Source organism: Embleya sp. NPDC059237 (assembly GCF_042754105.1).
Taxonomy (GTDB): Bacteria; Actinomycetota; Actinomycetes; order Streptomycetales; family Streptomycetaceae; genus Embleya.
The window spans coordinates 494,522-519,501 of the sequence record NZ_JBHZAE010000002.1 but is presented as its reverse complement, the minus strand read 5'-3'; the positions used below and the strand labels follow the sequence as shown (position 1 = coordinate 519,501).

At 72.6% G+C, this 24,980-nt stretch carries 14 protein-coding genes; 5 read left to right on the top strand and 9 right to left on the bottom strand.

Annotation, left to right across the window (positions count from 1 at the left end; translation table 11 throughout):
- Positions 1 to 7,809, bottom strand: coding sequence for a hypothetical protein (locus ACFXKZ_RS09060; RefSeq protein ID WP_379998069.1), 7,809 nt, complete (start codon positions 7,807 to 7,809; stop codon positions 1 to 3).
- 170 nt (positions 7,810 to 7,979) lie between these two features.
- On the opposite strand from ACFXKZ_RS09060, the gene ACFXKZ_RS09055 reads away from it, so the two are divergent.
- Both ACFXKZ_RS09055 and ACFXKZ_RS09050 read left to right on the top strand, forming a co-directional pair.
- Positions 7,980 to 8,819 carry a hypothetical protein gene (locus tag ACFXKZ_RS09055; RefSeq protein ID WP_379998067.1) on the top strand — a complete coding sequence of 280 codons (840 nt, stop codon included), beginning with the start codon at positions 7,980 to 7,982 and terminating at the stop codon, positions 8,817 to 8,819.
- 99 nt (positions 8,820 to 8,918) lie between these two features.
- Complete coding sequence (locus tag ACFXKZ_RS09050) at positions 8,919 to 9,218, top strand: hypothetical protein (protein WP_078978201.1); 300 nt, start codon at positions 8,919 to 8,921, stop codon at positions 9,216 to 9,218.
- Positions 9,219 to 9,299: 81 nt separating this feature from the next.
- Here the strand turns inward: ACFXKZ_RS09050 and ACFXKZ_RS09045 are convergent, their stop codons facing one another.
- From ACFXKZ_RS09045 to ACFXKZ_RS09030, 4 genes are all read right to left on the bottom strand, one after another.
- Positions 9,300 to 13,961, bottom strand: a complete 4,662-nt coding sequence (locus ACFXKZ_RS09045; protein ID WP_379998065.1) for an FtsK/SpoIIIE domain-containing protein — start codon at positions 13,959 to 13,961, stop codon at positions 9,300 to 9,302.
- 237 nt (positions 13,962 to 14,198) lie between these two features.
- Entirely contained in the window at positions 14,199 to 15,329 is a 1,131-nt protein-coding gene (locus ACFXKZ_RS09040) for a hypothetical protein (RefSeq protein ID WP_379998063.1), read from the bottom strand.
- Positions 15,326 to 15,853, bottom strand: a complete 528-nt coding sequence (locus ACFXKZ_RS09035; protein WP_379998061.1) for a sigma-70 family RNA polymerase sigma factor — start codon at positions 15,851 to 15,853, stop codon at positions 15,326 to 15,328. The genes ACFXKZ_RS09040 and ACFXKZ_RS09035 overlap by 4 nt, the downstream gene beginning before the upstream one ends.
- A 148-nt stretch (positions 15,854 to 16,001) precedes the next feature.
- Positions 16,002 to 16,418: a winged helix-turn-helix transcriptional regulator gene (locus ACFXKZ_RS09030; protein WP_379998059.1), complete on the bottom strand. Its 417-nt coding sequence runs from the start codon at positions 16,416 to 16,418 to the stop codon at positions 16,002 to 16,004.
- 130 nt (positions 16,419 to 16,548) lie between these two features.
- Here ACFXKZ_RS09030 and ACFXKZ_RS09025 point away from each other — a divergent pair, with 130 nt between their 5' ends.
- Positions 16,549 to 17,478, top strand: a complete 930-nt coding sequence (locus tag ACFXKZ_RS09025) for an NADP-dependent oxidoreductase (protein WP_379998057.1) — start codon at positions 16,549 to 16,551, stop codon at positions 17,476 to 17,478.
- Between the two features lie 350 nt (positions 17,479 to 17,828).
- Here ACFXKZ_RS09025 and ACFXKZ_RS09020 read toward each other — a convergent pair whose 3' ends face one another.
- Together ACFXKZ_RS09020 and ACFXKZ_RS09015 are read right to left on the bottom strand one after the other, a co-directional pair.
- Positions 17,829 to 18,647, bottom strand: coding sequence for a DUF2127 domain-containing protein (locus ACFXKZ_RS09020; protein ID WP_379998055.1), 819 nt, complete (start codon positions 18,645 to 18,647; stop codon positions 17,829 to 17,831).
- A gap of 102 nt (positions 18,648 to 18,749) precedes the next feature.
- On the bottom strand, positions 18,750 to 19,367 hold the full coding sequence (locus tag ACFXKZ_RS09015) for a TetR/AcrR family transcriptional regulator (RefSeq protein WP_379998053.1): 618 nt from the start codon (positions 19,365 to 19,367) through the stop codon (positions 18,750 to 18,752).
- 303 nt (positions 19,368 to 19,670) lie between these two features.
- Here ACFXKZ_RS09015 and ACFXKZ_RS09010 point away from each other — a divergent pair, with 303 nt between their 5' ends.
- Together ACFXKZ_RS09010 and ACFXKZ_RS09005 are read left to right on the top strand one after the other, a co-directional pair.
- Complete coding sequence (locus tag ACFXKZ_RS09010) at positions 19,671 to 20,852, top strand: thiolase family protein (RefSeq protein ID WP_379998051.1); 1,182 nt, start codon at positions 19,671 to 19,673, stop codon at positions 20,850 to 20,852.
- A gap of 114 nt (positions 20,853 to 20,966) precedes the next feature.
- Positions 20,967 to 21,728: a 3-hydroxyacyl-CoA dehydrogenase gene (locus tag ACFXKZ_RS09005; RefSeq protein WP_379998049.1), complete on the top strand. Its 762-nt coding sequence runs from the start codon at positions 20,967 to 20,969 to the stop codon at positions 21,726 to 21,728.
- 216 nt (positions 21,729 to 21,944) lie between these two features.
- On the opposite strand, the gene ACFXKZ_RS09000 is transcribed toward ACFXKZ_RS09005, so the two are convergent.
- Entirely contained in the window at positions 21,945 to 22,613 is a 669-nt protein-coding gene (locus ACFXKZ_RS09000) for a TetR/AcrR family transcriptional regulator (protein WP_379998047.1), read from the bottom strand.
- A 146-nt stretch (positions 22,614 to 22,759) separates the two neighbouring features.
- Entirely contained in the window at positions 22,760 to 24,751 is a 1,992-nt protein-coding gene (locus ACFXKZ_RS08995) for a hypothetical protein (protein ID WP_379998045.1), read from the bottom strand.
- Positions 24,752 to 24,980: the final 229 nt, after the last annotated feature.

Here is a 24,980-nt window from a genome sequence, read left to right as displayed (position 1 = left end):
CTACGCATCCTTCTGCTGATACCAGGCCGGGTCGATCCCCGCGCGCACCTTGGGCAGCAACCACCCGTTGAACATCTTCTCGCCGATCTTGAATCCGATGTTGAGCAGGAACTCGCTGACGCCCTGGCGGTGGAAGAACCGACCGCCCGCGGCGTTGAGGAAGCCGATCCGGGCGAGCGAGGCACTGCCGGTGCTGACCACGCCGGACAACGAGGCGATCCCGCCGTCGCCCAGCGCCTCCCAGCCGGAGAGCTTGTGGGTGAGGCCGTCGGCGCCCTTGATGCCGAACACGCTCGCGTTGATGCTGCCGTTGATCAACCCGGCCAGCATGCCGACGCCGGCGCTGTAGCCGAAGTCGTAGGTGCCGCTGCGCCAGCGCACCGCGGTCTCGTTGCCCGCCCACTCGTTGGCCCACGTCTTGTCGTGGTTGCCCGGCCGGCGGTTCCAGTGCTTGCCGCCGTCGATGTTGCCGTAGCCGCTCTTGAGGTCGCCGAGCTTGCGGAAGCCGTCCCACTTGTTCTCGTGCACGAAGGCGCCCACACCGCCCTTGACCACGCCGCCGACCGCCGCGTTCAGCGCGGCCTTTTGCCAGTCGGTCTCGGTCAGGCTCTTGCCCTGCGCCCTGGCGTTGATGTCGGCGACGATGATGTTCGCGGCGAACTCGATGGCGAACTCCTGGGCGAACTCCAGCGCGAGCTTCTTGCCCAGGACCGTCCCCGCGCTCTGGTAGGCGGCTTCGGCCAGGTGGATCGAACCGGTGGTCGGGATGTCCGGGATGCCGGCGAGCGCGCTGCGGAATTGCGTGGCGTCGATGCGGCCCATGTCGCCCTTCCACGGCATGCGTTGCCCCTCGCGGACGCGCCGCACCCAGCCGCGCACCTCGGTCACCTGGCCGCGGAAGTCGTACTCGCTGCCGACCACGCGCCACCGGCCCAGCGAGTCGGTGGTGATCACCGCGCCGCCGTCGGTGCGCCGGGCCAGCAGGTTGCCGTGCTCGTCGTAGCGCCGCCACTGGCCGCGCCACGCGTCCCGTTCCAGGTAGTTCCCCTCGGGGGTGAGCGATCGGGTGCGCACCGCCGTGCCGTGGTCGAACTCCTTCCAGGTGGCGGTGTTCGGCGACGTGGCGCCGCCCGGCCCGTACTCGCGCACCCGCGCCGGCGCGTCGGTGATGTGCGGCGGGGTCTCGCGGATCACCAGCGTCTCGCCCGTGGTGGGCGCGAACCGGTCGCGGAAGAGCAGGTTTTTGCCGTCGAGCGGGGTCGCCTGCCAGCCGCCGGCGCCCTCGGCCGCCTTCGGGTTCCACCACACCCGCTCGTGGGTGCCCGTGCCCGGCTGGGGCGTTATGGCGCCCGACCGGTCGAACTTCTGCCAGGTCCAGGTCTGGGTGCCCGGTGCCTGCCACGCGTCGACGTAGCGGCCGTCGTCGAGCATGCGTCGTTCGCGGACCAGGTTGTTGTGCGCGTCGAAGTCCCGGAACGAATCGTCGAACGGCAGCTTGGGGTCGTCCGAGCTGCGGAACAACACCCGCTTGCCGGACTCCTGCACCTGACCGGCGGCATCGAGGCGTTCCCACCGCCAGGTCTTCGCGGTCGACGAGCCGTGCGCGACGATCGTGATCTCATTGCCGGCGGCGAGTGTCCAGGTGTCCCGACGGCCGGCCACGTAGCCGTGGGCGTCGTACTCGACCCAGTTGCTGCGCGGGTTGGGGGCCACCGGGATCTCGGGGGCCGGGACCGGTGCGTCCGGGGTGCCGCGCACGGGCGATTCCGGCGTGGTGTAGTGCCGGATGTTGCCGTTCTCGAAGCCCTCGCGAACCATCTCCCAATGCGTGACGACGTCGTCGGCGTTCGTCACCGGTCGGAAGTCCTGCCAGTTCCGCCCGCCGGCATCCAGGCGATAGCCGATGACGTCGCCCTTGCTCCACGGGATCGTTCCGGCGGGAGCGTTCGCGTGCGGCCGTACCGTGTCGCCGGCCTTGAGGGTCGAACCGTCGGCCACCTTGATCTGCGAACGGGCGAAGGTGCCGTCGGCGTGGATGTCGAAGGAACTGCCGTCGTCGCCGACGAAGCGGGTGCCGTTGCTGTGGACCACGGTGCCGTCCGCGCCGGCGACCGACTTCTCCCAGGTGAACACCTGGTAGCGGGTGTCGGAGGCGAGGAAGGCGTGGTTGCCGGCCGGGTTCGTCCAGTTGTGGGTCAGCCACTTGCGGGCCCAACTCGGCGGGCGCTGCTCGGAGACCCGGGTAGTGGTGAACGTCGAACCGTTCGTCTCCACCACGTGCTTCCCGGCCTCCTTGCCCTGCGGCGACAACTCGTCCCAGGACGCCTTGCGGAAACCGTCGGCGCCCAGCGGGTGTTCGAGGTAGTGCCGGGCGTGGTCGGTCCGGTGCACTTCTCCCCACTGCTTCTGGACCAGTTCGCCCGCGTGGTTGCCGGTCCCCGGGCCGTGTCGGTCGCTCCAGCCGCCGTCCCAGTGCGTGGTACGCGGACCGCTCGCCAACTCCTTGCCGGCGCCGTCGTAGCGGTGCCAGGTCCAGCCGTCGGTGCCCTTGACGCCGAGGGTGTGTCCGGCCCGGCCGTCGAACTTCTGGATGGTGTCCCGGAATTCGCGGACCGTGACGAAGTGCCGGTCGACGTCGGTGTAGCCGAAGCCGGACGTGTCGAACTTGCGCGAACCCTGGGCGAGGGGTGTGCCGTCGGCGCCCCACTCGATCCACTTGGTGCGGTGGCTGAAGGTGCCGAAGCCGCTGAGGTCGGTACGCCGGAACGCGTCGAGCGTGGTGCCGCCGGGCAACATCCGGCGCTCGAAGATCACCACCCGGTCCGGCGAATTCGACTTCAGCCGCAGTCCGCCGTTGGCCGCGCCGCTCATATCCACCGTGCCGTGCTGGAACTCGTTGTGGGTGAACGGGTTTCCGGGGGTATCGGGGTGGAACTCCTGGCGCCAGGTCGGCGTCGGGGTGCTGTGGTCGACGACGTACTGGTGTGGGGTCATCCGGCCGTCGTCCAGCACGTTGAAGCCCTCGCGGGTGACCGCGCCGTTCGTGCCGAACTCGTGGAACTCGCCGTGGCGCGGGGTGTTGGGGTGGACGATGTCGACCCGGTAGCCGGAGTGCGTGCCGTCGGCGGCGGTGAGGCGGGTGAGCCGCTGCTCCGCCGGGAGCGGGTTGCCGTGCAGGTCGGTGAGGGTGTCGCCGACCGCGAACGGGCCCTGGCCGGCGCGACCCAGCTTGGTGCCGTGCTCGAACGTGCCGTTGACGGTGTCGTGGCGGAACGAGTGGCCGGTGACCGGGTCGGTGACGCGGTAGCCGTTGTCGACCACGGTGATGGCGCGGTCGGTGACGCGGACGCCGTTCGCGTCGGTGAGTACCCGGCCGGCGCCCTCGGTGACCACGAAGCGGGCCTCGCCGGGGCCGCCGACGGCGATGCCGCGCTCGATGAACGCGCCGTCGGCACCGTGCAGTGTGGACACGTTCGTGCGGGTGTCGACGATCCGGAAGCCCTGGTCGGCGGTGAGTGTGGCGGTGTGGTGCGGCACCGGGGTGCCGAGCATGTCGGTGAGGTGGCGGTTCGGGCCCTCGCCGACCACGAAGCGGGGTTCGACGCCGCCGCCGAGGGCGATGCCGTGTTCGGCGGCCCAGCCGTTGGCGGAGTAGCGGGTGCTGTGGCCGCCGGCCGTCTCGGTGATCCGGTAGCCGCCGCCGCTGAGCGGGGTGACACCGACGCCGACGACGGGGGTGCCGTGTACGTCGGTGAGCACGGGGCCGGCACCGCGGTCGACGATGAAGTGCGGCTCGCCCAGTTCGGTCAGGCCGAGTTCCCGCTCGATCGCGGTGCCGGTGCCGTCGTAGCGCACGGAGTGACCGGTGGCCGGGTCGGTGATGTGGTAGCCGTTGTCGAACTCGGTCAGTCTGCGGTCGGTGATCGGCTTGCCGTGTACGTCGGTGAGAACCGAGGGTCGGCCCTCGCGGAACACGACGAAGTGCGGATCGCCCGAGAATCCGGTGAGCACGACGCCGTGTTCGGCGATGCTGCCGTCGCCTCGGTAGCGGGTGGTCTGTCCGCTCAGGGGTTCGGTGATGCGGTAGCCGCCGCCGTTCACGGGGGTGACGTCGACGCCGGTGATCGGGTTGCCGTGGATGTCGGTGAGCACCGGGCCGTGTTCGCCGGGGACGACGAAGTGCGCGTCGCCGGCGAGGCCTTGGAGGGCGAGGCCGTCCTCGGCGATGGTGCCGTTGCCGTGGTAGCGGGTGCTTTGTCCGCTGGTGGGTTCGGTGATGCGGTAGCCGCCGCCGTTCACCGGGGTGACGTCGACGCCGGTGGTCGGGTTGCCGTGGATGTCGGTGAGCACCGGGCCGTGTTCGCCGGGCACGAGGAAGTGCGCGTCGCCGGCGCCCTGGAGTGCGATGCCTTCGTCGGCCGCGGTGCCGTTGCCGTGGTAGCGGGTGCTCTGTCCGCTGGTGGGTTCGGTGACGCGGTAGCCGCCGCCGTCGGTCGCGGTGACGTGCACGTCGTCGATGCGGGTGCCGTGCAGGTCGGTCAGCACCGGACCCCGCTCGCCGGGGACGACGAAGTGTGGCTCGTCCAGACCGCGGAGGGCGAGGCCGTGTTCGACGACGCCGCCGTCCGCGCCGTATCGGATCGAGCCGCCGGTGGCCGGATCGGTCACCCGGTAGCCGTTCTCGAACGGGGTGAAGACGCGGTCGGTGATCGGCTTGCCGTGTGCGTTGGTCAGTATCGGCGGCCGGGCGTCGTTGCCGTGCACCACGAAGCGGGGCGCGCCGGCCCCGCCGAGGGCGATGCCCTGCTCGGCGACGGCGCCGTTGGTGCGGTAGCGGACGGTCTGCCCGCCGGTGGCGTCGGTGACCCGGTAGCCGCCGCGCACGACGGTGACGTCGAAGCCGAGGACCGGGTCCCCGTTCGCGTTGGTGAGGAACGGCCGGCCGCCGCCGTCGTCGACGACGAACCGGGGCTCACCCGGCGAGTGCAGCGCCAGCGCCTCGTCGACGAGGCGACCGTCGTGGGCGTAGCGAACGGAGTGGCCGGTGGCGGGATCGGTGATCCGATAGCCGCCGTGCACCGGCGTGCGCACGGTCGCACCGTCGAGGCCGGTGGAACCGGCGCCGACGTGCGAGGTGACGGTCGTGTTCGGCGGCGGCACGGCTCCCGCGGCCGACGTCGTCGGCAGCGTGTTGCCGCCGCCGAGGTCGTGGTGGGTGCCGCCGACCAGCCGCGGACGCTCCAGCAGGCTCTGCGCCTGGATCTGGGCCATGCCCTTGTCGATCCGGGCCGGGTCCACGCCCAGTGCGTCCAGCCGGGTGATCGCGGTCTCCACCTTCGCCGAGGCGGTCTGCACCGCGATCCCGGCGTCGCGTTCGTACACGGACGGCTTGGACGAGCCACCGGGGCGGACCTCCAGGTCGTGCAACACCTGCTGGGCCCGGCCCAGTTCGTTGCGCGCCGAGGTGAGGTCGCGCCAGGCCTCGATCCGCTCGGCCCGCAACGGGTCGTCGGCTTTGCCGAACAGCGCGCCGATCCGGTCCGCGTCGCGCTGCCACAGCTGTTCCAACCGGGCGCCGGTGAGCCGGTTGGGCGGCCCGGCCAAGTGGCCGCCGGGCGGCGGGGTCGGCGCGACGGCGACCTGGTTCGCGGTCGGCGTGCCGGGTCGCAACTCGCCGCCGCCGCCCGGGCCGTGCGGCGGCGGGGCGCTCGGCAGCGCGCCGGCGTGGGCGGGCCCGTCCGGGCGCGGCATCGGCTTCGGGCCGTGGTCGAGCAGGTTGAGCGCGTTCCCGGCGTGGTCCGGGACCAGGGCCGTCGGCGGCGGGCCGCCCGCGAGCGCCGTCGGGCTCGGCGCGGACAGGGTCGCCGTCGAGCCGAACCCGGTCGACTGCAACTCCACATGCGGAGCGGGGGCGCCGTGGCCGGGCAGACCCGGGCCCGACAGGCCGTGGCCGGCCAGGTTCGGCGCGGGCAGGTTCGGCGCCGGCAGGCCGTGGTTCAGCCCGGCCGCGGGCAGGCTCGGCGCGGTCACATGGCCGGTCGGGGCGGGCAGGTGAGCGATACCGGCGCCGGCGCTCGGGGTGTTCCCGGTGATCAGCGACGGCACGCTCGGCCGGTGCCCGGCCCCGGTCTGGACCAGGTCGAGCGCGGTCAGCGTGGACAGGGACGGGGTGTGCGTGACGCCCGGCAGCGTGGACGGGGTGGGCAGAGCGTGTACCGCGCCGGCCGCGCCGGTGGTCGGGGACAGCTGCCCGATCGAGTGGAGCGCGTTCAACTCCATCCGGCCGCTGTTCGCCGGCGTCGGCAGTTTGGCCCAGTCGCCGATCTGCACCATCTTCATGTCGCGCGCGCCGATGTCCAGGAGCGCGTCCATGCGGCGCACCGCGTCCGGCGCGAACTGCATCACCTCGCCGAGGGTGGTGGGGATGTGCAGGCCGGCGGGGGAGGTGACGGTCAGGTTCGTCGTCGGCAGGTCCAGCGCCTTCATCCGCAGCTCGTTCGCGCCGAACCCGGACCAGTCGCCGGCCCGGATCCGGGCCAGGTCGTTCACCGGCATCTCGGGCAGCGCGCCCAGGGGCGGTGTGGTCGGGAGCTGGCTCAGGCCGCGCCCGCCCGCGCCGAGCAGCGGCGAGGCGTAGCGGAACTTGCCGAGCACACCACGCTCGTAGAAGCCGATCTGCAACGCGCGCTTGAGCCCGAACCGGCTGATCTCGGCCGCGTCCACCGGCAGGATCAGCCGCAGCCACTTGGTGCCGCCGAGTTCGGACTTGAGGAACTTCCAGGTGCTGCCCGCGGCCCCCTTGATCGCCCCGGGGACGGCGCGGAACAGCGCCGGTATCGCCTTGAGACCGGTGACCACCGCCAAGCCGCCCTTGACGACCATGCCGCCGACCCAGGACGGCATTTTCAGTGCCGCCGCGCCCACCCACAAGGCGCCCGTCTTGATCCAGCCACCCGCGAGCCGGGCGAAGTCCTTCAGGCCGGGGATGAACGCGAACGAGCGGAACGCGCCCGCGTTGAAGGCGCCCTTGAGCGCGCCCCACGCGCCCTGCGCGAAGGGCTTGATGCCCTTGGTCCACAGGAACTTCGCGCCGTCCTTGAACAGCTTGAACAGGTTCAGGCCCTTGGTGGTCGGCGCGATCATGCCCAGACCCGCCAGGAACAGGTCGAGCAACCCGGCCTTGCCGTTGGCGACGTCCACCGCGGTCTTGACGAACAGAACCAGGTTGATCCCGATGGCGAGCAGCGCGAGCGGGCCGCCGAGGAGCAGCGCGGGCAGGATCAGGATGATCGCCAGCCAGTTGAACGCCTCCCAGAACAGGTCGCAGTTCGACACCGGCTGCTTGATCCCGGTCGCCGCGGTGTTGAGCACCTTCGCGGCGGTCTCGGCCTGGGTGCGCTGGGCGGTGCCCGCGTTGCGCGCGGTCGTGCCGTACGTGGCGCGCTGCGGATCCTCCAGGGGCAGGTCCCGGCCGTTCGCCAACGCCGTGTCGGCGACCCGCTGCTGGGTCTCCATCACGTCGACGTAGGTGTGCAGCGCCTTGGCCGAGTGCTCGAACGCGTCCGCGATGCTGGTCACGAACTCGCGGAGCGGGCCGCTGATCTTCTCCCGCAGCGCGTCGGCGGTCTGCCCGACGAACGCGCCGTTGCCCGTCTTGTCCAGGACCGAGTTCAACGCCTCGTCGATCTCGCGGGCGACCTTGCCCAGGCTCTCCATCGAGGTGATCAGCGTGCGCAGCCGAACGGGGTCGCCCGGGGTGGGATCGGTGCTCAGGCCGATCGCGTTCCAGTCGGTGGGGCGATTGCCCATGACCCGTCGTCTCCTCGCCGTGCTCGCCGGACCTCGCCGTGACCACGCCCGGGCCCACCGGACGGTTCATCGGATGACGTGTCGGGCCGCGATGAACCGGGTGGTGGGCTCGGGCGTGGTCACGGCGACGGATCCGGCCGAGGGATCCGCGATGCCCGACGGGAGCGGACGTGGTCGACTTCGCGCTGGACTACAGCACGCTGGCCGAGGCCAAGAAGGACATGTACGACCTGGCCGACCGCATCTCGCCCACGCTCAAGTCGAGCGACTTCGCGACCCTGGGCAAGGGCGGGTACACCGACGCCCAGGCGGTGTTCGGCGACCCCACGCTGACCGCCGCGTTCCGCAGCCTGTACCGGCTGTCCGCGGGGCCGATGACCCGCGCCGAGGACCTGCTGAAGAAGCTCGGCGACTGCTTCGGCAAGGTCGGTGACGCCTACTTCAACGCCGACGCGCAGATCACCGAGGGCCTGGGCGTGATGGGCGCCACGATGGGCCTGGCGGAGTGGCGCAACAAGGTCGCCGCCTGGAAGTACAAGCAGGAGCACCTGGACGAGTGCGCCAAGCCCGGACCCGACGGCACCTACCCGGAGTTCTGCAAGGCCACCGACCCCGGCGACAAACCGCCGCTGGACAAGGTGATCACCACGCCCAACGGCGGTCGGATCGAGACCCACCTGACCCTGGACGCGGACGGCAACGTGATCAAGGAGGAGACCAAGGTCGTCAGCAACGGCCAGACATACACCTCGGTCACCACCTACGACTCGAGCCGGCTGAACTACACCACCGTGTCCACCGCGCCGGACGGCGGCGTGACCACCACCGAGACGCACCTGAACGCCAACGGGGGCGGCACGCAGAAGGTGGTCGACTCCGAAGGAAAGACGCACACCTACGCGCGCGCCGACGGCAAGCACGAATGGGTGGACACCACACCCAAGCCGCCGGAGAAGCCCGTCCCGCCGGGCGGTGGCGGCGGTGGTGGGCACATCCCGCGCCGCGACTGAGCCGCCGCCGTACACCCCATCGCCCGACAGTCCCCTGTAGCTCCCCGTAGTCCCCGTTCGTCGTACCCCCACGACGAGCCGATCTTCCCTGGAGGAACCATGCCCGATATCGCACTCGACTTCGGCCGCATCGACGAGGTCGCCGGCAAGCTGACCAAGGCGAAGGAGACCATCACGCCGATGATCAACACGCTGCTCTCCGACGTGAACGGGCTGCTGGACAACGGCATGGTCTTCAAGGAGTCGAGCCCGGCCATGCGTGAGGCCTACTCGAAGTTCAACACCAGCCTGACCGCCGCCGTCGACGGCATCCTGATCTTCTCCGAGATGTTCGCCAAGATCCGCACCCAGATGCACGAAATGGACGTGGAGATGGCGAAGAACCTGAAGAAGAGCTGAACCCTCGCCACACCGATTCGGGCCGCTTCCCTCGCGGGGAAGCGGCCCGAACTCGTATACCCGATGCGGAGGTTCGCCCGGTTATTCGGCCGACCGCAACACCGTCAGCGGCACCTGCACCGCCATCGGCGCGCCGCCCGGCCCCGCGGTCCACGCCCGCCCGGGCACGGGCGGCGCCGAGCGCACCACGTTCGTCGGCAGCCGTACGCCGATCATGTCGCCCTCCTGCATGTTCTTCGGCGCGAGCAGGACGCCGCTGCGGCTGCCGCGTCGGGCCGCGGTGAGCCAACTGCCCATCGCCACCTGGAGAGCGTCGTAGGACCCCGCGTACAACAGCCCCTGCCCCCGGTCGCGGCCCGCGACCGCCAGGTCGCGCAGGACCCGGTCGGCGGCGGGCATCCCGAGCAGTTCGGCGTCGTCCACGACCACCACGCGCGGACCGGACAACTCCTCCAGGGCCCGCTCGACCGCCTCGGCGGCGGGATCCTCCTCGGTCAGCAACCGCACCTGGGGATGTTGCGCCAGCCCGCGCAGCGGCGACTCGCGCGGAGTGAGCACCACCAGCGACGTGCCGCCGGCGAGCAACGACACCGACAACGATGCGAGCGTGGTGCTGCGCCCGGTCCCGGCGGGGCCGATCACGCAGAACACCGACCTGGCGGCGAAGTCCGCCCCGATCGGCTCCGCGCTGTCGCCGCCGATGCCGAGCAGCCCCCACATCGGGCGGCGCACCTCGGCCGGCACCCGCTCGTACGCGGCGGCGAACTCGACCACACGCGGCAGCGTCGGGATCAGCACCGGCATCCGCTCGCGCGGCACCGAGGTGTCGCGCAGCGCCGCCGCCGTGCCGATCCGGCGCAGCGCCTCGGCCTGTTCCTGTCCGCTCGGATCGGGCGCGAGCAGCGCGACCTGACTCTCCGTCTGGGACAACACGTGCCAGCCGCGACCGGGCGAGATCACCGCCGGCACCTTGCGGATCGGCATGCCGGCCATCTGGTAGTCGCTGCGATCCGCCTGGCGCAGCAACAACTTGTGGTCGTTGTGCGCGGACAACCGCCCGCTCAGCAGCGCCCGTTCGGACGTCGCCACGATGTGGATGCCGGCCGCCGCGCCCTCGCGCAGCAGCCGCATCGTGTCGTCCACGAGCCGGCCGCCGTCGTGGTCGTCGAGCAGCGCGACCAGGGAGTCCCAGCCGTCGAGCAGGATCACGATGTGCGCGGGCCGCTCGGCCGCCGGCAGGATCCGGCGCAACTCCACCAATCCGGCGGCGTTGTGCGCACTGCACCGTTCCTGACGCTCGGTCAACTCGCGGACCAGGTAGCCCAACAGCCGCCCCATGCGCTCCATGTCGTGCCGCGAGACCACCGCGCCGCAGTGCGGCAGGGTCTCCAGCGCGGCCAGACCGCCGCCGCCCGCGTCGATCCCGTACAGATGTACGTCGGCGCAACTCGCCGTGGCCGCCGCCGAACCCGCGAGGGTGCGCAACACCTGGGTGCGGCCCGAGCGCGGCGAGCCGATCACGTACAGGTGGCCGAACGTGGCCAGGTCCATCGTGGTCACCCGCTGCTCCTGGAGTTGCGGAACGTCCTCCAGGGCGTAGGGGATCGGTGGCGGGCAGGGGTCGGACGGGTCGATGTCGGCCCGCTCCACCGGCGGCAGGTCGTCCACCAGCACCCGCTCCGCCAGGGGCGGCAACCACGGGCTGGGCAGCGGACGGTAGTCGGGCAGCGTCTCGGCCGCCTCGCGCAGCGCCAGGACCAGGGCGTTGAGGTCGGTCGGGTTGGGCGTGTCCGCGGTGTCCGGGCCCTCGTCGACCGTCGGCAGCGATGCGGGCCGGCCCAGGCCGGCCAGGGTCAGTTCGGTGGCGCGCACCGCGCGGGTCGGGCCGGTCTTCTCGGCGGCGCCGCCGGGGAGGGGCCGCTCGGCGCCCACCCACGCGGCCTGGAACGGCACGGCGGCGCCCGGCCCGGTGCGGATCAGCGCCCGGCCGGGCGTGCCGGCCGAGATGTGCACGGCCTCCATGGTGTCGATGATGTCCTGGCTCTCGCCCGCGTCGGTCACCCGCAGGGCGATCCGCAGGTTGGTGTTGGCGCGGATGTCGCCGGTGACCACGCCGGCGGGGCGCTGGGTGGCCAGCACCAGGTGGATCCCGAGTGAACGGCCGCGCTGGGCGATGTTGATCAGCCCGGCGACGAAGTCGGGCACCTCGCGGACGAGGGTGGCGAACTCGTCGATCACCAGGATCAGTCGGGGCAGCGGCGCCAGGGTGGGGTCGCCGGCGCGCTTGCCCCGGTATTCGGGGTGGTCCTTGGCGCCGACGTCGGCCAACAGCTGCTCGCGGCGCCGCAGTTCCGCCGCCAGCGACTCCAGTGCCCGGGTGGCCAGGTGCTCGTCGAGGTCGGTGACCATGCCGAGGGTGTGCGGGAGTTCGGCGCACTCGCTGAACGCGCTGCCGCCCTTGTAGTCGACGAGTACGAAGGTCAGCTCGTCCGGGCGGTTGGCCACCGCGAGCGCGGAGACGAAGCTCTGCAACAACTCGGACTTGCCGGAGCCGGTGGTGCCGGCGATCAGACCGTGCGGACCGTCGCGCACCAGGTCGATGCGCAGCGGCCCGTCGTAGCCGGCGCCCAGGGTGAAGGTGGTCGAGGCCGGGCGGCGGGCCCAACGGGCCACGAAGTCGGCCGCCTTCGGCGGTTCGGCGTCGACCAGGTCGAGCAGCTTGACGGTCTGCGGCAGGCCGCTGTCGTGTTCGGGACTGACATCGCGCAACGGCGCCAAAGCGCGGGCCAGTTGCTCGCACCACGCCGCGTCCACATGGTCGGCGCGCACGTCCGTCACATCGGGCAGTCCGGTCTGGCGCACGGTGAGGTGTCGGCCGGCGGCCAGCACGACGGCGGTGCACTCCTCCGGCAGCAGCCGCTCGCGTTCGTCCAGACAGACGCTGAACACCCGGGCCGCCGGGCCCTCGGTGAGCACCTGGACCATGCCGGGCACCTCGCGCAACTGCCGGGCGCCGTCGGCGATCACCAGGATGTCGGGGCCGCTGAACATGGCCTGGCCCATCGACGAGCCCATGCTGCGCTGTCGGCTCTGGATCTGCGCGACCAGTTCGGAGATGCGGTTGGCGGTGGACTCCGGGTCGGTGCCGAGCAGGGCGACCGGCGCGGCGGAGCGGGACTGCGGGCGCAGGTGCGGCAACCACCGTACCCAGGCCCAGTCGCCGGCCCGCTCGGGATCGGTCAGCACCACCACGCGCAGGTCGCGCGGGCTGTGCAGGACGGCGGACTGGATCACCAGCCAGCGGGCCAGCGCCTGGATCGGCTCGGTCGGGCCGGCCACGCCGAGCACCCCGTGGTCGGGGATCTCGACGCCGATGGGCGTGTCGGGCAACGTCCAACTCGCGGTGCGGTGATGCTCGTCCCGGGCCGGGTCCTCGACCTCCTTGACCGACGGCTGGTCGACCGTACCGATCCGCAGCACCAGGTGGTCGGCGTCACGGCGCCGCCGCTCCCACAACCGGCTGCCCGGTCCGGTCGCGATCAGCGCGACGGCGGCCGGGTCGGGGCCGACCTCGGCGCGGACGATGCGCTCGCGGCGCACGGCCGTGCGGATGTCGTCGTGCAACACGCGCAACCGGCGCCGGTACTGCACCCCGTCGAGCTGGTGCTTGACCCGATTGCTGCGGCGGCCGGAGACCCAGTTCGCGATCGCCATGAACGGGCTCATGATGCAGAAGATCAGATAGAAGTACGAGTGGAAGAACCCGACCATCGCCAGGCCCATCACCAGCGGGGCGATCATCACGAGCAGCGGGAACGGCACCCGGTTCGGCTCCAGCGGCGGCGAAGGCAGCCGGATCTTCTCCGCGTCCAGGTGCGGGGCGATCCGGGGCGGCCGGTTGTAGTCCAGGCCGATGCCGTCGTCGGAGGGCGTCACGTCGGCGTCCGCCTCGACCGGTCCGCGCAGGCGCAGCAGCGACGGGCCGACGACCAGGTCGGACGCGTGCGGCCAGGGGGTGCCGGGCGGCGCCTCGGGGCGGAGCACCGGCTCCTTCGGCGGGGCGATCCGGGCGCTCTCCCGCTCGACCTTGCGGTCCGCCTCGCGCTCGTCCTCCAGGATGCGTTCCTCGTGCTTGCGGGGCAGCGCCGCGGCGGCGGTGATCGCGTCGGTGGGCGGCGGCGCCACCTCGCGGCCGTGCACCGCGCCGTCGTCGGGCCCGGTGCGATGCCAGTACGCCGAACCGTCCGGGCACACGGTCACCCACAGGCCCCGGGCCGGTACGCCGGACACCGGCAGCCGGATCGCGCAGCCCTCGTCGGCGCCGATCTCGTGGCTGCCCGGGCCCAGCGGCCAGACCCGGCCGGTGTACGGGCCGGACACCGCGTGCACCTGGACCAGGGTCTGCGGATCGAAGGGATGCCGGGGGGCATGCACCCGGTCGGGCTCGGCGGGCGGGGCGCCCAGACCCAGGACCGTGGCCTCGCGGATCCCGGAGACGGTCAGCGGGGCCTGCGGGTCGAGCACGGTGTCGCCGAGGTAGAGCGACTGTCCGGTCGCCGGCGCCTCGCCGTCCAGGAACGCGCCCAGGTCGGCGGCGCCGGACTCGGGGGCGTCGTCGGCGGGTGCGGCCGGGCGGTGCACGGCGGTTGCGAGATCCGCCACGATGCTCCCGGGCGGGAGGTCCAGGAGATGGTCGCGGCGCAGGCCGTCCGCGGCGTCCACGGTGGTGACGGTGAGTCTCACGTTCGTCGTGCTCCTGGGGGATGGGGGATGGGGGACGGGGTCGGGTCCGGCCGACCGGGGGTGTCGGCGGGGAGGGGTCGGCTTGGGGCGGCCGGGGCGGGGCCGGGGGGGACGTGCCGGGATGTCGGCGCACGCCGGACGGGTGCCCGCCGACGTGTCCCGGGTCCCGCGTGGTGATGTTCGGCGGGGATCGAGGACACGCCCTTGGGCCGCCCGTCCGGCGTGCGGGGACGCGGGTCACACGTCGATCGAGACGCCGCTCGGCTTGTCGGTGTCGGCGGGCTCGGTGAGGTCGTCGTGCGCGGCGGGCGGGACCTGCGCCGGGACCCGCGCCCGCGTCGTGGGGGGCGGCGCGGCCGGAGTCGGCTCGGGGTCGAGGTCCAGGTCCGGGTCGATCCCGGCCGGGGCCGGGTGTACCGCGTCCTCCGTGGACCAGGGCGGCAGGCGCCACACCGTCGCGGCCACCGCGCGCGGCAGCGGGCGCGCGTCCACCCGCAGCGGCGTGCCGTGTACGAGCAGCGCGCCGTTCGGCGCGATCGCCAACAGCCGGGCATGGCCGCGGGGCTGACCCGTGGTCAGCACCGACACGGGCGAGGCGGCGGGCAGTTCGGGGGTGTCGGCGCAGGCCACCACCTGCGGGTAGCGGCGGGTCGCGGCGACCGTCGTGGCATGCGCGAACGCGTCGGCGGCGCTCGGGCCCGCGTAGCGCGGATGCACCCCGGCGGCGACGGTGACCGCGCCGGCCGGCAACCTGGCGTCGAGTTGGGCGGCCAGCGACTGTACGGTGGCCCGCGCGCCGCGCCGCTCGCCGGAGACCGCCAGCACGCGCGGTCCGGTCAGCAGGTCCAGGAAGACCACCGCCTCGTGCCGGGTGCCGATCGCGACCAGCAGCGGCGCGGGACCGGATCCGGGCTCCAGGTCGGCGCGGGCGATCCACCACAGACGGGGGTCGAGTTCGTCCACCGCCCACGGCTCGGCGGGCACGGGCAGGTCCGGGCCGCAGCCCACCAACACCCCCACCACGTCGCGCTCGACCAGCACGGCGTACGGGCGCGCGCTCGCGCTCACCTCGGCCGCCAGCATCGCCGCGTGCTCCGCGTCCCTCCAGGTGCCGGGCGCGCGCAGCGTGCGGACCAGGAGTCGGCGGCGCCGGCGGAACCGCACGAGGGCGGCGATCGGTTCGGCGAACGCGGCCACGGTGAGCGCGATTTCGCGGCGCAGCCGACGCCGGACGAAGCGCCAGCCGCCGCGCCGCATCGCGGCCCAGTGGGCCAGGGCGAACACGAGGACCAGGATCCCGGTCCAGCCGAGCAGGGTCATCACATCGTGTCCGGCGACCCGCATGGCGAGGTCCTCGGAGCCGGTCATCCGCTCTCCTCGATCGCGGCCGGCTCGCGCCGGATCGCCGCGATCCCGTGGTAGGTACGGGACTTGACCGTCCCGTGCGGTATCCCCAGGGCGCGCGCGACATCGGCGCCGCTGCGGTCGAGCAGGTGCACGTGCGCGACGGCCTCGCGGTGCGACGGCGCCAGTTGGCGCAACGCCCCCACCAGCACGCACCGATCGACCACCGAAGCCGCCGGATCGGGCACCGTGGGCAGCCCGGTGAACTCGCTCGGGTCGATGCCCACCGGCAACGAACGATTGCGCCGTCGGGCGTCGACGGCCAGGTTGCGGGCCACCCGGAACAGCCACATGCGGATCGGGCGACCGTCCCAGTCCAGGCGGTCCGCGGCCTCCCAGGCCCGTAACAGCGTTTCCTGGACCACGTCTTCGACCGTGTGCAGATCCGCCCCCAGGATCCCGCTCACATATCTGCGCAACGGCGTGCTCTCCGCCATCAGCAGGTCGATCCGCCGCTCGCGCTCGTAGGTCTCCCGGCCAGGCGACACGAAACTGGGCTCCTCGGAGGCTCGGCCGGCGTCCGTTCCGCCGGTCAAGATCACGATATGGAGCGGGAAACACCCCAGGCGGACCGGAAAATGAACAGCGGGCGATCTTCTGGCGGCCCCTCGGTGTCCCGGGTCGGTGCTACCCGAATCACGGGCGGTTCGGGTCCATGTGCGCGGCGTCGTAGCGCTCGCGGGCCCGGTCCACCTCGGGGATGTGCTCCTCCGCCCAGGTCTTGACCGCCTGCATGAGCGGCAGCAGGCTCGCGCCGAGCGGAGTCAGCGCGTAGTCGACGCGGACCGGGACGGACGGGGTGACGGTGCGTTCGACCAGTCCGTCGCGCTCCAGGTTGCGCAGGGTCTGGGTGAGCATCTTCTGGCTGACCCCGGCCACTCGTCGGGACAGGTCGCTGTAGCGCCGCGGGCCGTCGGCGAGCGCGTTGACGAGCAGGCTGACCCACTTGTCGCTGATCCCGTCCAGGAGCCGGCGGGCCGGGCAACTCGCCATGTACGCGTCGAACTCCGTACGGGCCTGGGCGCGGCGTTCGGCGGCGGTGCGGGTGGCCATGGCTCTCCTTCGGGTGGGATACGCACTTCCGGGTGGGTACTTCCTCTCGGAGAGTAACTCTTCCTAGGTTGGCGGTCGAGGGGGTCGGGAGTTCGGCCCGTGGCTGCGGAGAGTGTGGGAGTGGTGGGTCATGCGTGCGGTGATCGCTCGGTCCGGTGCGTCGGTGGTCGAGGTCGTGGACGGACCCGTGTGCGAGCCGGGGCCCGGTCGAGTGCGGATCCGGGTCGCGGCGGCGACGGTGAATCCGGTGGACCTGATGGTGGTGGAGGGCGCGCCGGTGCGGTACGGACTGGTGCGCGAGCGTGCGGTGTTCGGGCTCGGGTGGGATGTCGCGGGCGAGGTGGACGCGGTCGGGGCGGGCGTGACCGGGTTCGCGGTCGGCGACGCGGTGCTCGGGTTGCGCGACCGGTTGGACGTACGGACCGGTGCGCTGGCCGAGTTCGTGGTGCTGGACGCCGACGCGGTGGCGCCGCGGCCGGTCGAGCTGGATCCGGTGGCGGCGGCGACGATCCCGCTGAACGGCTCGACGGCGTGGCAGGGGCTCGACCTGCTCGGCGCGGCGGTGGGGGACACCCTGCTGGTCACCGGGGCGGCGGGCGGGGTCGGCGCGTTCGCGGTCGAACTGGCGGCGGCGCGCGGGGTACGAGTGGTCGCGGTCGCGGGAGCCGCCGACGAGGCGTCGGTGCGCGACCTCGGCGCGCGGTGGTTCGTCCCGCGCGGCGTCGACCTGGCGGACCGGATCCGGGCGCTGGTACCCGGCGGGGTGGACGCCGCGCTGGATGCGGCCATGCTCGGCCCGGACGCGCTGGACGCGGTGCGCGGCGGCGGGGCGTTCGTGGCGGTCAACGCGGGCGCGGCGCCGCCCGGGCTGCGCGGGATCCGGGTGCACCAGGTGTGGGTCCGCGCCGACGCCACCCGGTTGGCCGAACTCGCGACGGCGGCCGGCAAGGGCGAGTTGACACTACGCGTGGCCCGAACCTTCCCCTTCACAGACGCCCCCCGCGCCTTCGCCGCGGTGGCAGAGGGCGGCCTCCGAGGCCGGGTGGTCCTGGTGCCGTAGACCGAGGCGGCGCGAGGCCCGACCACCGAGCTCACCCCGGAAGCAACGCCGGACCGCGCCCGGCCAAGACGCCGAACCCGCGTGATGCGCCCCAAGGCAGACACCGGCCCCGGGCGAGGTGCCGGGCCTCGGGCGAGGTGCCGGGCTTCGGGCGAGGTGCCGGGCTTCGGGCGGGCGCCGGTCTCGGGTGAGGTGCGGGGTTCGGTGAGGCGCCGGCCTCGGTGGGGGCGTCGGCTTTCGGCGAGGTGGTGGGTCCGGGTGGGGTGAGGCGGGGTGCCGGGTGGAAGGAAGCGGGCGCCCCGAGCGGCTTTCGGTCGGGGCGCCCGGGGCGCGGGTCGGGGCCCGCGGGTTTACGAGGTGCGGGCCGGCGGCGGCTTGGTCGCGTGTACGTGCTCCTCCCACGGCTGTCGGGGCGGCCCGGGGTGGATCGCCTCGTCGATCTCCAGGAGCGACTCGCTGTGCCGCTCGCGCTCGAACGCCTCGGCCCCGCCGCGCACCCCGAACAGCCGTTTGGCGACGATGATGTAGACCACCGCGAGGATGTTCAGCACCAGCGTGCAGACCTTGAACCAGCTCACGTGCTCGCGCATCTCGTAGCCCTCCAGCGGCAGGAACGCCGCGGTGGCGACCACCGTGAGGTATTCCGCCCAGCGCTTGAGGTACCACAACCCGACCGCCTCGACGATCTCGATGACCGCGTAGACGACCATCCCGATCGCCACCCAGATCAGGGTCGAGCGTTTGTAGTCGAACGTCTTGCGGATCGAGTCGACGATCGGCGAGTGGTCCAGGTCGTAGTGGAAGTGCTCGGCCACCGGCCGGAACGCGGTCAGGTCGTCCTCGAACAACCGGCGTACCGAGTCCTGCGAGTTGCTGAACCGCCAGACCGCGTAGGCCGCGAGCAGGATCAGTACGCCGCGCGCGGCCCGCTCGATGGACAGGAAGCGCAGGATCAACACGTCGCGCAGCGCCCGACCGCGCATCACCACCGGCGCGTCGCCGGCGGGCCCGCGGCCCTTGACCTCGCCGAGCACGTAGTCGCCGCAGCGCAGGCAACGCCACGCCTCGCCGACCGGCGTGGTCGCGTGCAGCCGGTCGCGCAGCGCGGGTTCGTCGGGAGCGTACGTCTCATGGCCGCGCCGTGCGCAGGCCCGTCGATTCCAGTCCACGCGGTGAAGTTACGGTCTTCCGGACCGGCCACGTTCACGATTCGACCGGGTTCGTACCAAGGATTGGTCATCGAAGCGTGAAATGAGGTCGTACGCTCCGGATCAGGGCGCCCCGTTCCCGGCGAGAACATGGTCCAGACTTGCCGCCCACTGCCGTACGACCGCCCGCCGACGCTCGTCGTAATCGATGACCAGGGCGCTGATGCCCAGACCGCGGGCCACGTCGAGGGTGGCCTCCACGGCGGCGGACACCCCGGGCAGGGAGACGTCGGCGTCGAGCAGCTCGACGGCCATGTCGTATATCGCCGCGGTCAGTCGCAGATCCAGCGGGATCACCCGCGCGCGCAGCACGGGATCGTTGACCGCGGCCGTCCACAGGCTGAGCGCGGCCCGGTACAGCCTGCCCCGGAACATCGACGCCAGTGCCTCGACCACCGCCTCGGTGTGCGCGGGGCCGGGCGGGATCCGGGCGCCGTCCAGGCGGGTACGGGCGACCAGGTCACCGGCGATGTGGTCGATCGCGGCGGTGAACAGGTCCTCGCGGGTGGGGAAGTGGTGCTGCACGGCGCCTCGTGAGACGCCCGCGCGCTCGGCGACCACGGTCACGGTGCCGCCGAGCCAGCCCAGCTCGGCCAGCACGTCGACGGCGGTGTCCAGGAGTCGGGCGCGGGTGACACGACTGCGGTGTTGACGTGGTTCGCGTACTGGTGCGCTGGTCACGTAGGTCAGCCTAACCCCCGAAACGGGGCTCGATGCCGGTTTTGTCGGTTGACGTGCACGGGATCGCCGACGCGCGCACGAGGATGTCGCCGCCCGGGTCGATGCTTGACAGCATTTGCGCCGGCGGGTCGAATGTCTTAGCGAACGTTCAGTAACCTTGCCGGCAGGACCCTGCGGGAATCCGGGAGCGGCCGGCCCACAGCGGGATCGCGGCACGATCGCGCGGACCGCGCACCGGATGCCACGACCGGGTCCGGCCGTCGCGGTGCGCCGGTTCCACCGTCGTGAAGGAGACGCAACGCCATGACCACAGCCGTCGTCGTCGACGCCGTACGCACCGCCTCCGGCAAGGGCAAGCCCGGCGGCGCCCTGTCCGGTACCCACCCCGTCGACCTGCTCGCGCACACGCTGCGGGCCCTGGTCGAGCGCAACGGTCTGGACCCGGCCCTGGTCGAGGACGTGATCGCGGGCTGCGTCACCCAGGGCGGCGACCAGTCGCTGAACATCGCCCGCAACGCGGTGCTCGCCGCCGGATTCCCCGAGGGCGTGCCCGCCACCACGGTGGATCGGCAGTGCGGATCCAGCCAGCAGGCCGCGCACTTCGCCGCGCAGGGCGTGATCGCCGGCGCGTACGACATCGTGATCGCGGCCGGTGTCGAGTCGATGAGCCGGGTGGCGATGGGCCTGGCTTCGCACGGCGGCAACCCGTTCGGCGGCGAACTGCTCGCCGCGCGCTACCCCGAGGGCCTGATCCCGCAGGGCTACTCGGCCGAACTGATCTCGGCCCGGTGGAACCTGGACCGGGAGACGCTGGACCGGTTCTCCGCCCGCTCGCACCGCTTCGCCGCGCAGGCCGCGGCCGAGGGCGCGTTCGACCGCGAGATCGTGCCGATCACCGTGGCCGGCGGCGCACACCGGGTGGACGAGACGGTACGTCCGAGCACCTCGGAGGAGGGACTGGCCGGTCTCAAGCCCGCGTTCGTGGACGAAGGTATGGCCGCGCGCTTCCCGGAGATCGACTGGCGGATCACCCCGGGCAACTCCTCGCCGCTGACGGACGGCGCGTCCGCCGCGCTGATCATGAGCGAGGAACGGGCGAACGCGCTCGGCCTGACCCCGCGCGCCCGCTTCCACGCGTTCGCGGTCACCGGCGACGATCCGCTGCTGATGCTGATGGGCGTCGTCCCGGCCACCCGCAAGGTGCTGGAGCGGGCCGGCCTGGGGATCGACGACATCGACGCGTTCGAGGTCAACGAGGCGTTCGCGCCGGTGCCGTTGGCGTGGGCGGCGGAGGTGGGCGCCGACCTGGAGAAGGTGAACCGGCGCGGCGGCGCGATCGCGATCGGGCACCCCCTCGGTGCCTCCGGCGGGCGGCTGCTGAGCACGCTGCTCGGGGTGCTGGAGGCCACGGGCGGGCGGTACGGGTTGCAGACGATGTGCGAGGGCGGCGGGATGGCCAACGCGATGATCATCGAACGGCTCTGAGGTCGTTCGGTCGTTCGGTCGTTCGGTCGTTTGGTTGGTTGGTCGGTCGGGTTTTTCGGTCGGGTTCGTCGGCCGCGTTTTTGTCAGTGAACAGCGAGTTACGGAGACACACGTATGCGCATCGAAGGCACCACCGCCCTGATCACCGGCGGCGCCTCGGGGCTCGGCCTGGCCACCGCCGAACTGCTCGTCGCGAAGGGCGCGTCGGTCGTGCTCGTCGACCTGCCCTCCTCGCAGGGCAAGGAGGTGGCCGAACGGCTGGGCGAGCGGGCTCTGTTCGTACCCGGCGACGTCACCCGCGAGGACGAGGTACGGGCCGCGGTGGAGGCGGCCGACGCGGACGGCACGCTGGCGATCACGGTCAACTGCGCGGGCATCGCGAACGCGGCTCGCACGGTGGGCAAGAAGGGCGCCTTCCCGCTGGACGTGTTCGCGCGCGTGGTCAACGTCAACCTGATCGGCACGTTCAACGTGCTGCGGTTGGCCGCGGAGCGGATGAGCACCCACGAGCCGGTGGACGGCGAGCGCGGCGTGGTGGTCAACACGGCGTCGGTCGCCGCGTTCGACGGGCAGATCGGGCAGGCCGCCTACAGCGCGTCCAAGGGCGGGATCGCGGCGATGACGCTGCCGGTCGCGCGGGATCTGTCGGGGTTGGCGGTGCGGGTGATGACGATCGCGCCGGGGTTGTTCGAGACGCCGCTGCTCGGGTCGTTGCCGGAGGCCGCGCGGGAGTCGCTGGGTGCGCAGGTGCCGCACCCGAGTCGGTTGGGGCGGCCGGCGGAGTATGCGGCGCTGGTCGCGCACATCGTGGAGAACCAGATGCTGAACGGGGAGGTCATCCGGCTGGATGGGGCGATCCGAATGGCCCCTCGGTGACACTCGGCGCTGGGCCGCAGGGGACCTGGCCTTCGGCCTAGGTTTTTGGCCTCAAACGCCGGCCGGGCTGGATGTTGTTGGGCTGGGAGGTTCGGCCGGCGTTTTGCATTGGTTTTGTGAGGTGGCCTCAAGCGCCGGCCGGGCTGGGGGTTGCCGGGCTGGATGTTACTCGGCTGGGGGTTCGGCCGGCGTTTTGCGTTGGTTGCTTGGGTGGCCTCAAGTGTTGGTGGGGGTGGGTGTTGTCGGGTTGAAGGTGCCTGTGTAGCCGACTGTGGACAGGGAGATTTGTACGTAGCGGTCGGCGATTTGTTGGGGGGTCAGGGGGCCCGTGGGGCGGTACCAGTTGGCTACTGCCTGGCAGCACGTGATGACTGCTCGGCCGGCGTCGATCGGGTATGGGGTGGTGAACTCGCCCAGGGCCACGCCGTCGCGGACGGCGGCGTGCATCAGGGATTCGAGTTCGTCGCGCATCGCCACGTAGCGGGCCCGGTTGGCCGGTTCCAGGCTGCGCATCTCGGTGTCCAGGAACGCCAGCGGCGCGCGGTTGGCCATGTACAGGACGATGCACTCGACCAGCGCGGCGAATCGTGCGGCCGGCGCGTCGTCGGCCGCTTCGAGCGCGGCCCGGCAGCGGCCCAGGGCGGCATTCATCGAGCCGATCAGCAACTCGACCAGCAGGGCCTGCTTGTTCCGGTAGTGGTAGTACAGCGCCGGCACCGTCACGCCCACCCGGCGGGCGATGTCGCGCACCGTCGTGCCGTGATAGCCGTGCTCGTCGAACGCGGCGAGCGACGCGGCCAGGATCGGCGGCAGCAGCAGCGGTCGGTACCCGCGCCAGTCGGTGTGACCGTCGGCGCGCAGATCCGCCGCCAAAGGCTCCGCCATGGGTCCGCCTCCTGATTCCGCGGACTTGCTCCGGCCGTTCCGGGACGCATCGTCTTGGTTGCCGGGCATTCTAACGATCGCTCGCTCGGTACCCGTACCCGTGCGCCGGCCGCGCGACCCGGGCCGCGGTCCGGGTCGCGCCGGGGTCAGCCGCCGATCTCCTGCAGGGTCTTGACCAGTTCGGCGAAGCCGATGCCCACCTCGTCCAGCACCCGGAGCAGCGCCGGCGGCGGGTCGCCGATCTGCCGGTTGAGCGGGCCGACCCGGCCCGGGACGCTAGCCAGGTCGCCGCCACGGAAGCGCGACTCGGGGTCGGCCGGCGGGCGTATCTGGTAGCTGCGCCAGTTCCGGGCGGGCCAGTTCAGCAGCGTCAGGTCGGGCGCCTCCCAGGCCATGAACGCCCAGCGGCGCTCGTTGCCGGCCTGGATCAGCACCGGCTCGCCGTACTGCGCGAGCCGGGTCGCGGCCACCGCCGCGATCGGGACCGGGTTGCCGAACGAGCCGGTGATCCGCCAGATCCCGTCCTCGATGCCGGCCACCCAGCCGTGCGCGGCGAATTCCTCGATGGCCTCGGCGTACGGGCTGTCCTCCGGCGCGGGGGCGAAGGTGGTGGTGCCGGCCGACTCGAACTCGGTCCCGGAGGCGACGTAGAGCGGCGGAGGGGGCGTCGGAGCGGGCGCGGCGACCTCGACCGGACGCGGCGGCGGGCTCACGGGTGTCGCCGGCGCCCGGGGCGGCTCGGGGGCCCTGGGCGCGGCGGGAACGGGAGCCGGGGCCGGCGCGGCCGGCGTTGGCGTCGGCTCGGCTCGCGGTGTCACCCGCTGCTCGCTCGGCCGTGCGGCCGTGGCCGGGCTGTACGCGAAGACCACGCCGGAGTGTGTCACGCCGCCGTCGGCACCCGGAAGACTGCCCCGCACCGCCGGGCCCTGACCGGCCGCCGGCGGGAAGGTCGCGCTCGTCGCGCCGGCCGGGACGACGCCCAACTCCCGCCAGGAGCCCGCCGATCCGTCGACGGACGTGGCGATCGTGACCGGCTCGCGGGCCGGCCCGGCGAGTACCACGTGCAGCCCCGCGCCGTCCGCCCGGGCGCCGAGCAGGACCAGTTCGGGCGTGGCCGCCACGCCGCGCAGCGCGTCCAGGTCGGCGGGCGCGACGGTGCGGCCCTCGCCGAGCGGCAGGACCGGGTCGCCGACGGTGTGTACCGCGAGGTCGAGACCGCCGCCGGCCGCCGCGGTGGTGCCGAGGCCGGCCCGGCTCAGGTCCGCGTTGCCGGTCAGCGCGGACCACTGCTCGCCGATCCGCCACTGCGCGAACCGGCCGTGCGTCAGCCGCTGTTCGGGCAGCACCCGCACCTCGGCGGGCCGCCCCGCGAGAGCCGAGCGCAGCACCGCGCCGGAGTAGCCCGACCAGTTCTCGTGTACGCCCAGCACCACCCGCGCGGGAGCCAGTCGCGCGATCAGCTCGCGCAGCGTCTCACCGGCCGGGTCCACGGCGGGGGCGTACAGGTGCAGCTCGTCCACCGGACCGTTCGGGAGCCGGTCGAGCAGCGGGCGGTCGAGGTTGTCCAGGAGCCGGGCCTCGGGACCCGGGGTCTCGTCCGCCAGGATGTGCCGCTCGGTCAGCAGTCCGGCGATCTCCCGCAGGTGCTCGGCGGCCCACGGCGCCATCGCCACCGCGTCCAGGTCCGGCAGCTTGTCCAGCCAGTCCGCGACGTCGGCGAGCAGCGCGTTGGAGGCGTCGTCCTCGGTCTCGACCACCGTCCACAGGCCGTCGTCGCCGGCCCAGCCGGGCAGTGCGGGGATGCCGCCGCCGATCGCGATCCGGCAGGCGTGCTCGCCGATCAGTACGACCAGCTTGGCGCGCAGCGAGCCGGGACACACGGTGGGTGCGTAGAGGTAGTCCCGACCGGCGCCGCGCACCCGGCTCGGGTCGTACGCCTCCTGGGCGGCGTCGCCGAGGATGGCGACGCGGGCGGACAGGTCCCGGGCGAGGGGTACGGCGACCCGCTCCAAAAAGGGCAGGTCGACGCCGAGGCCGAGGAACAGCGCCTCGTGCAGGGCGGCCCCGTCGGCGCGCTCGCGCCATTCGCGCAAGAGCGTGACGGGGGATGCGGATCGGGTGTGCTGCGACGCGGTCATATGTCGATGTCCAAGGTCGTTCGTCCCGAGGGGGTGGCGTGCGGCTGCGGCTCGCGGATGCGGTCGGTGGAGCCTTCGACACGGTTTCGATGGTAGGCCCGGTCGCGCCGTGGACGAGGGGGATCGGCGGGCGGAGGTACCCCCGGCCGGACGCCGAGCGGCGTACGGGCCGCACAGGTCACGCCGGCGAGCATCCGAAACCACCTTCCTCGTCGCGAGGATCATCGCA

What these genes read in the sequence shown, in the direction of transcription:
- ACFXKZ_RS09060 (WP_379998069.1), bottom strand. Translation starts at nt 7,809, where the DNA reads ATGGGCAATCGCCCCACCGACTGGAACGCGATCGGCCTGAGCACCGAT.
- ACFXKZ_RS09050 (WP_078978201.1), top strand. Translation starts at nt 8,919, where the DNA reads ATGCCCGATATCGCACTCGACTTCGGCCGCATCGACGAGGTCGCCGGC.
- ACFXKZ_RS09040 (WP_379998063.1), bottom strand. Translation starts at nt 15,329, where the DNA reads ATGACCGGCTCCGAGGACCTCGCCATGCGGGTCGCCGGACACGATGTG.
- ACFXKZ_RS09030 (WP_379998059.1), bottom strand. Translation starts at nt 16,418, where the DNA reads ATGGCCACCCGCACCGCCGCCGAACGCCGCGCCCAGGCCCGTACGGAG.
- ACFXKZ_RS09025 (WP_379998057.1), top strand. Translation starts at nt 16,549, where the DNA reads ATGCGTGCGGTGATCGCTCGGTCCGGTGCGTCGGTGGTCGAGGTCGTG.
- ACFXKZ_RS09010 (WP_379998051.1), top strand. Translation starts at nt 19,671, where the DNA reads ATGACCACAGCCGTCGTCGTCGACGCCGTACGCACCGCCTCCGGCAAG.
- ACFXKZ_RS09005 (WP_379998049.1), top strand. Translation starts at nt 20,967, where the DNA reads ATGCGCATCGAAGGCACCACCGCCCTGATCACCGGCGGCGCCTCGGGG.
- ACFXKZ_RS09000 (WP_379998047.1), bottom strand. Translation starts at nt 22,613, where the DNA reads ATGGCGGAGCCTTTGGCGGCGGATCTGCGCGCCGACGGTCACACCGAC.
- ACFXKZ_RS08995 (WP_379998045.1), bottom strand. Translation starts at nt 24,751, where the DNA reads ATGACCGCGTCGCAGCACACCCGATCCGCATCCCCCGTCACGCTCTTG.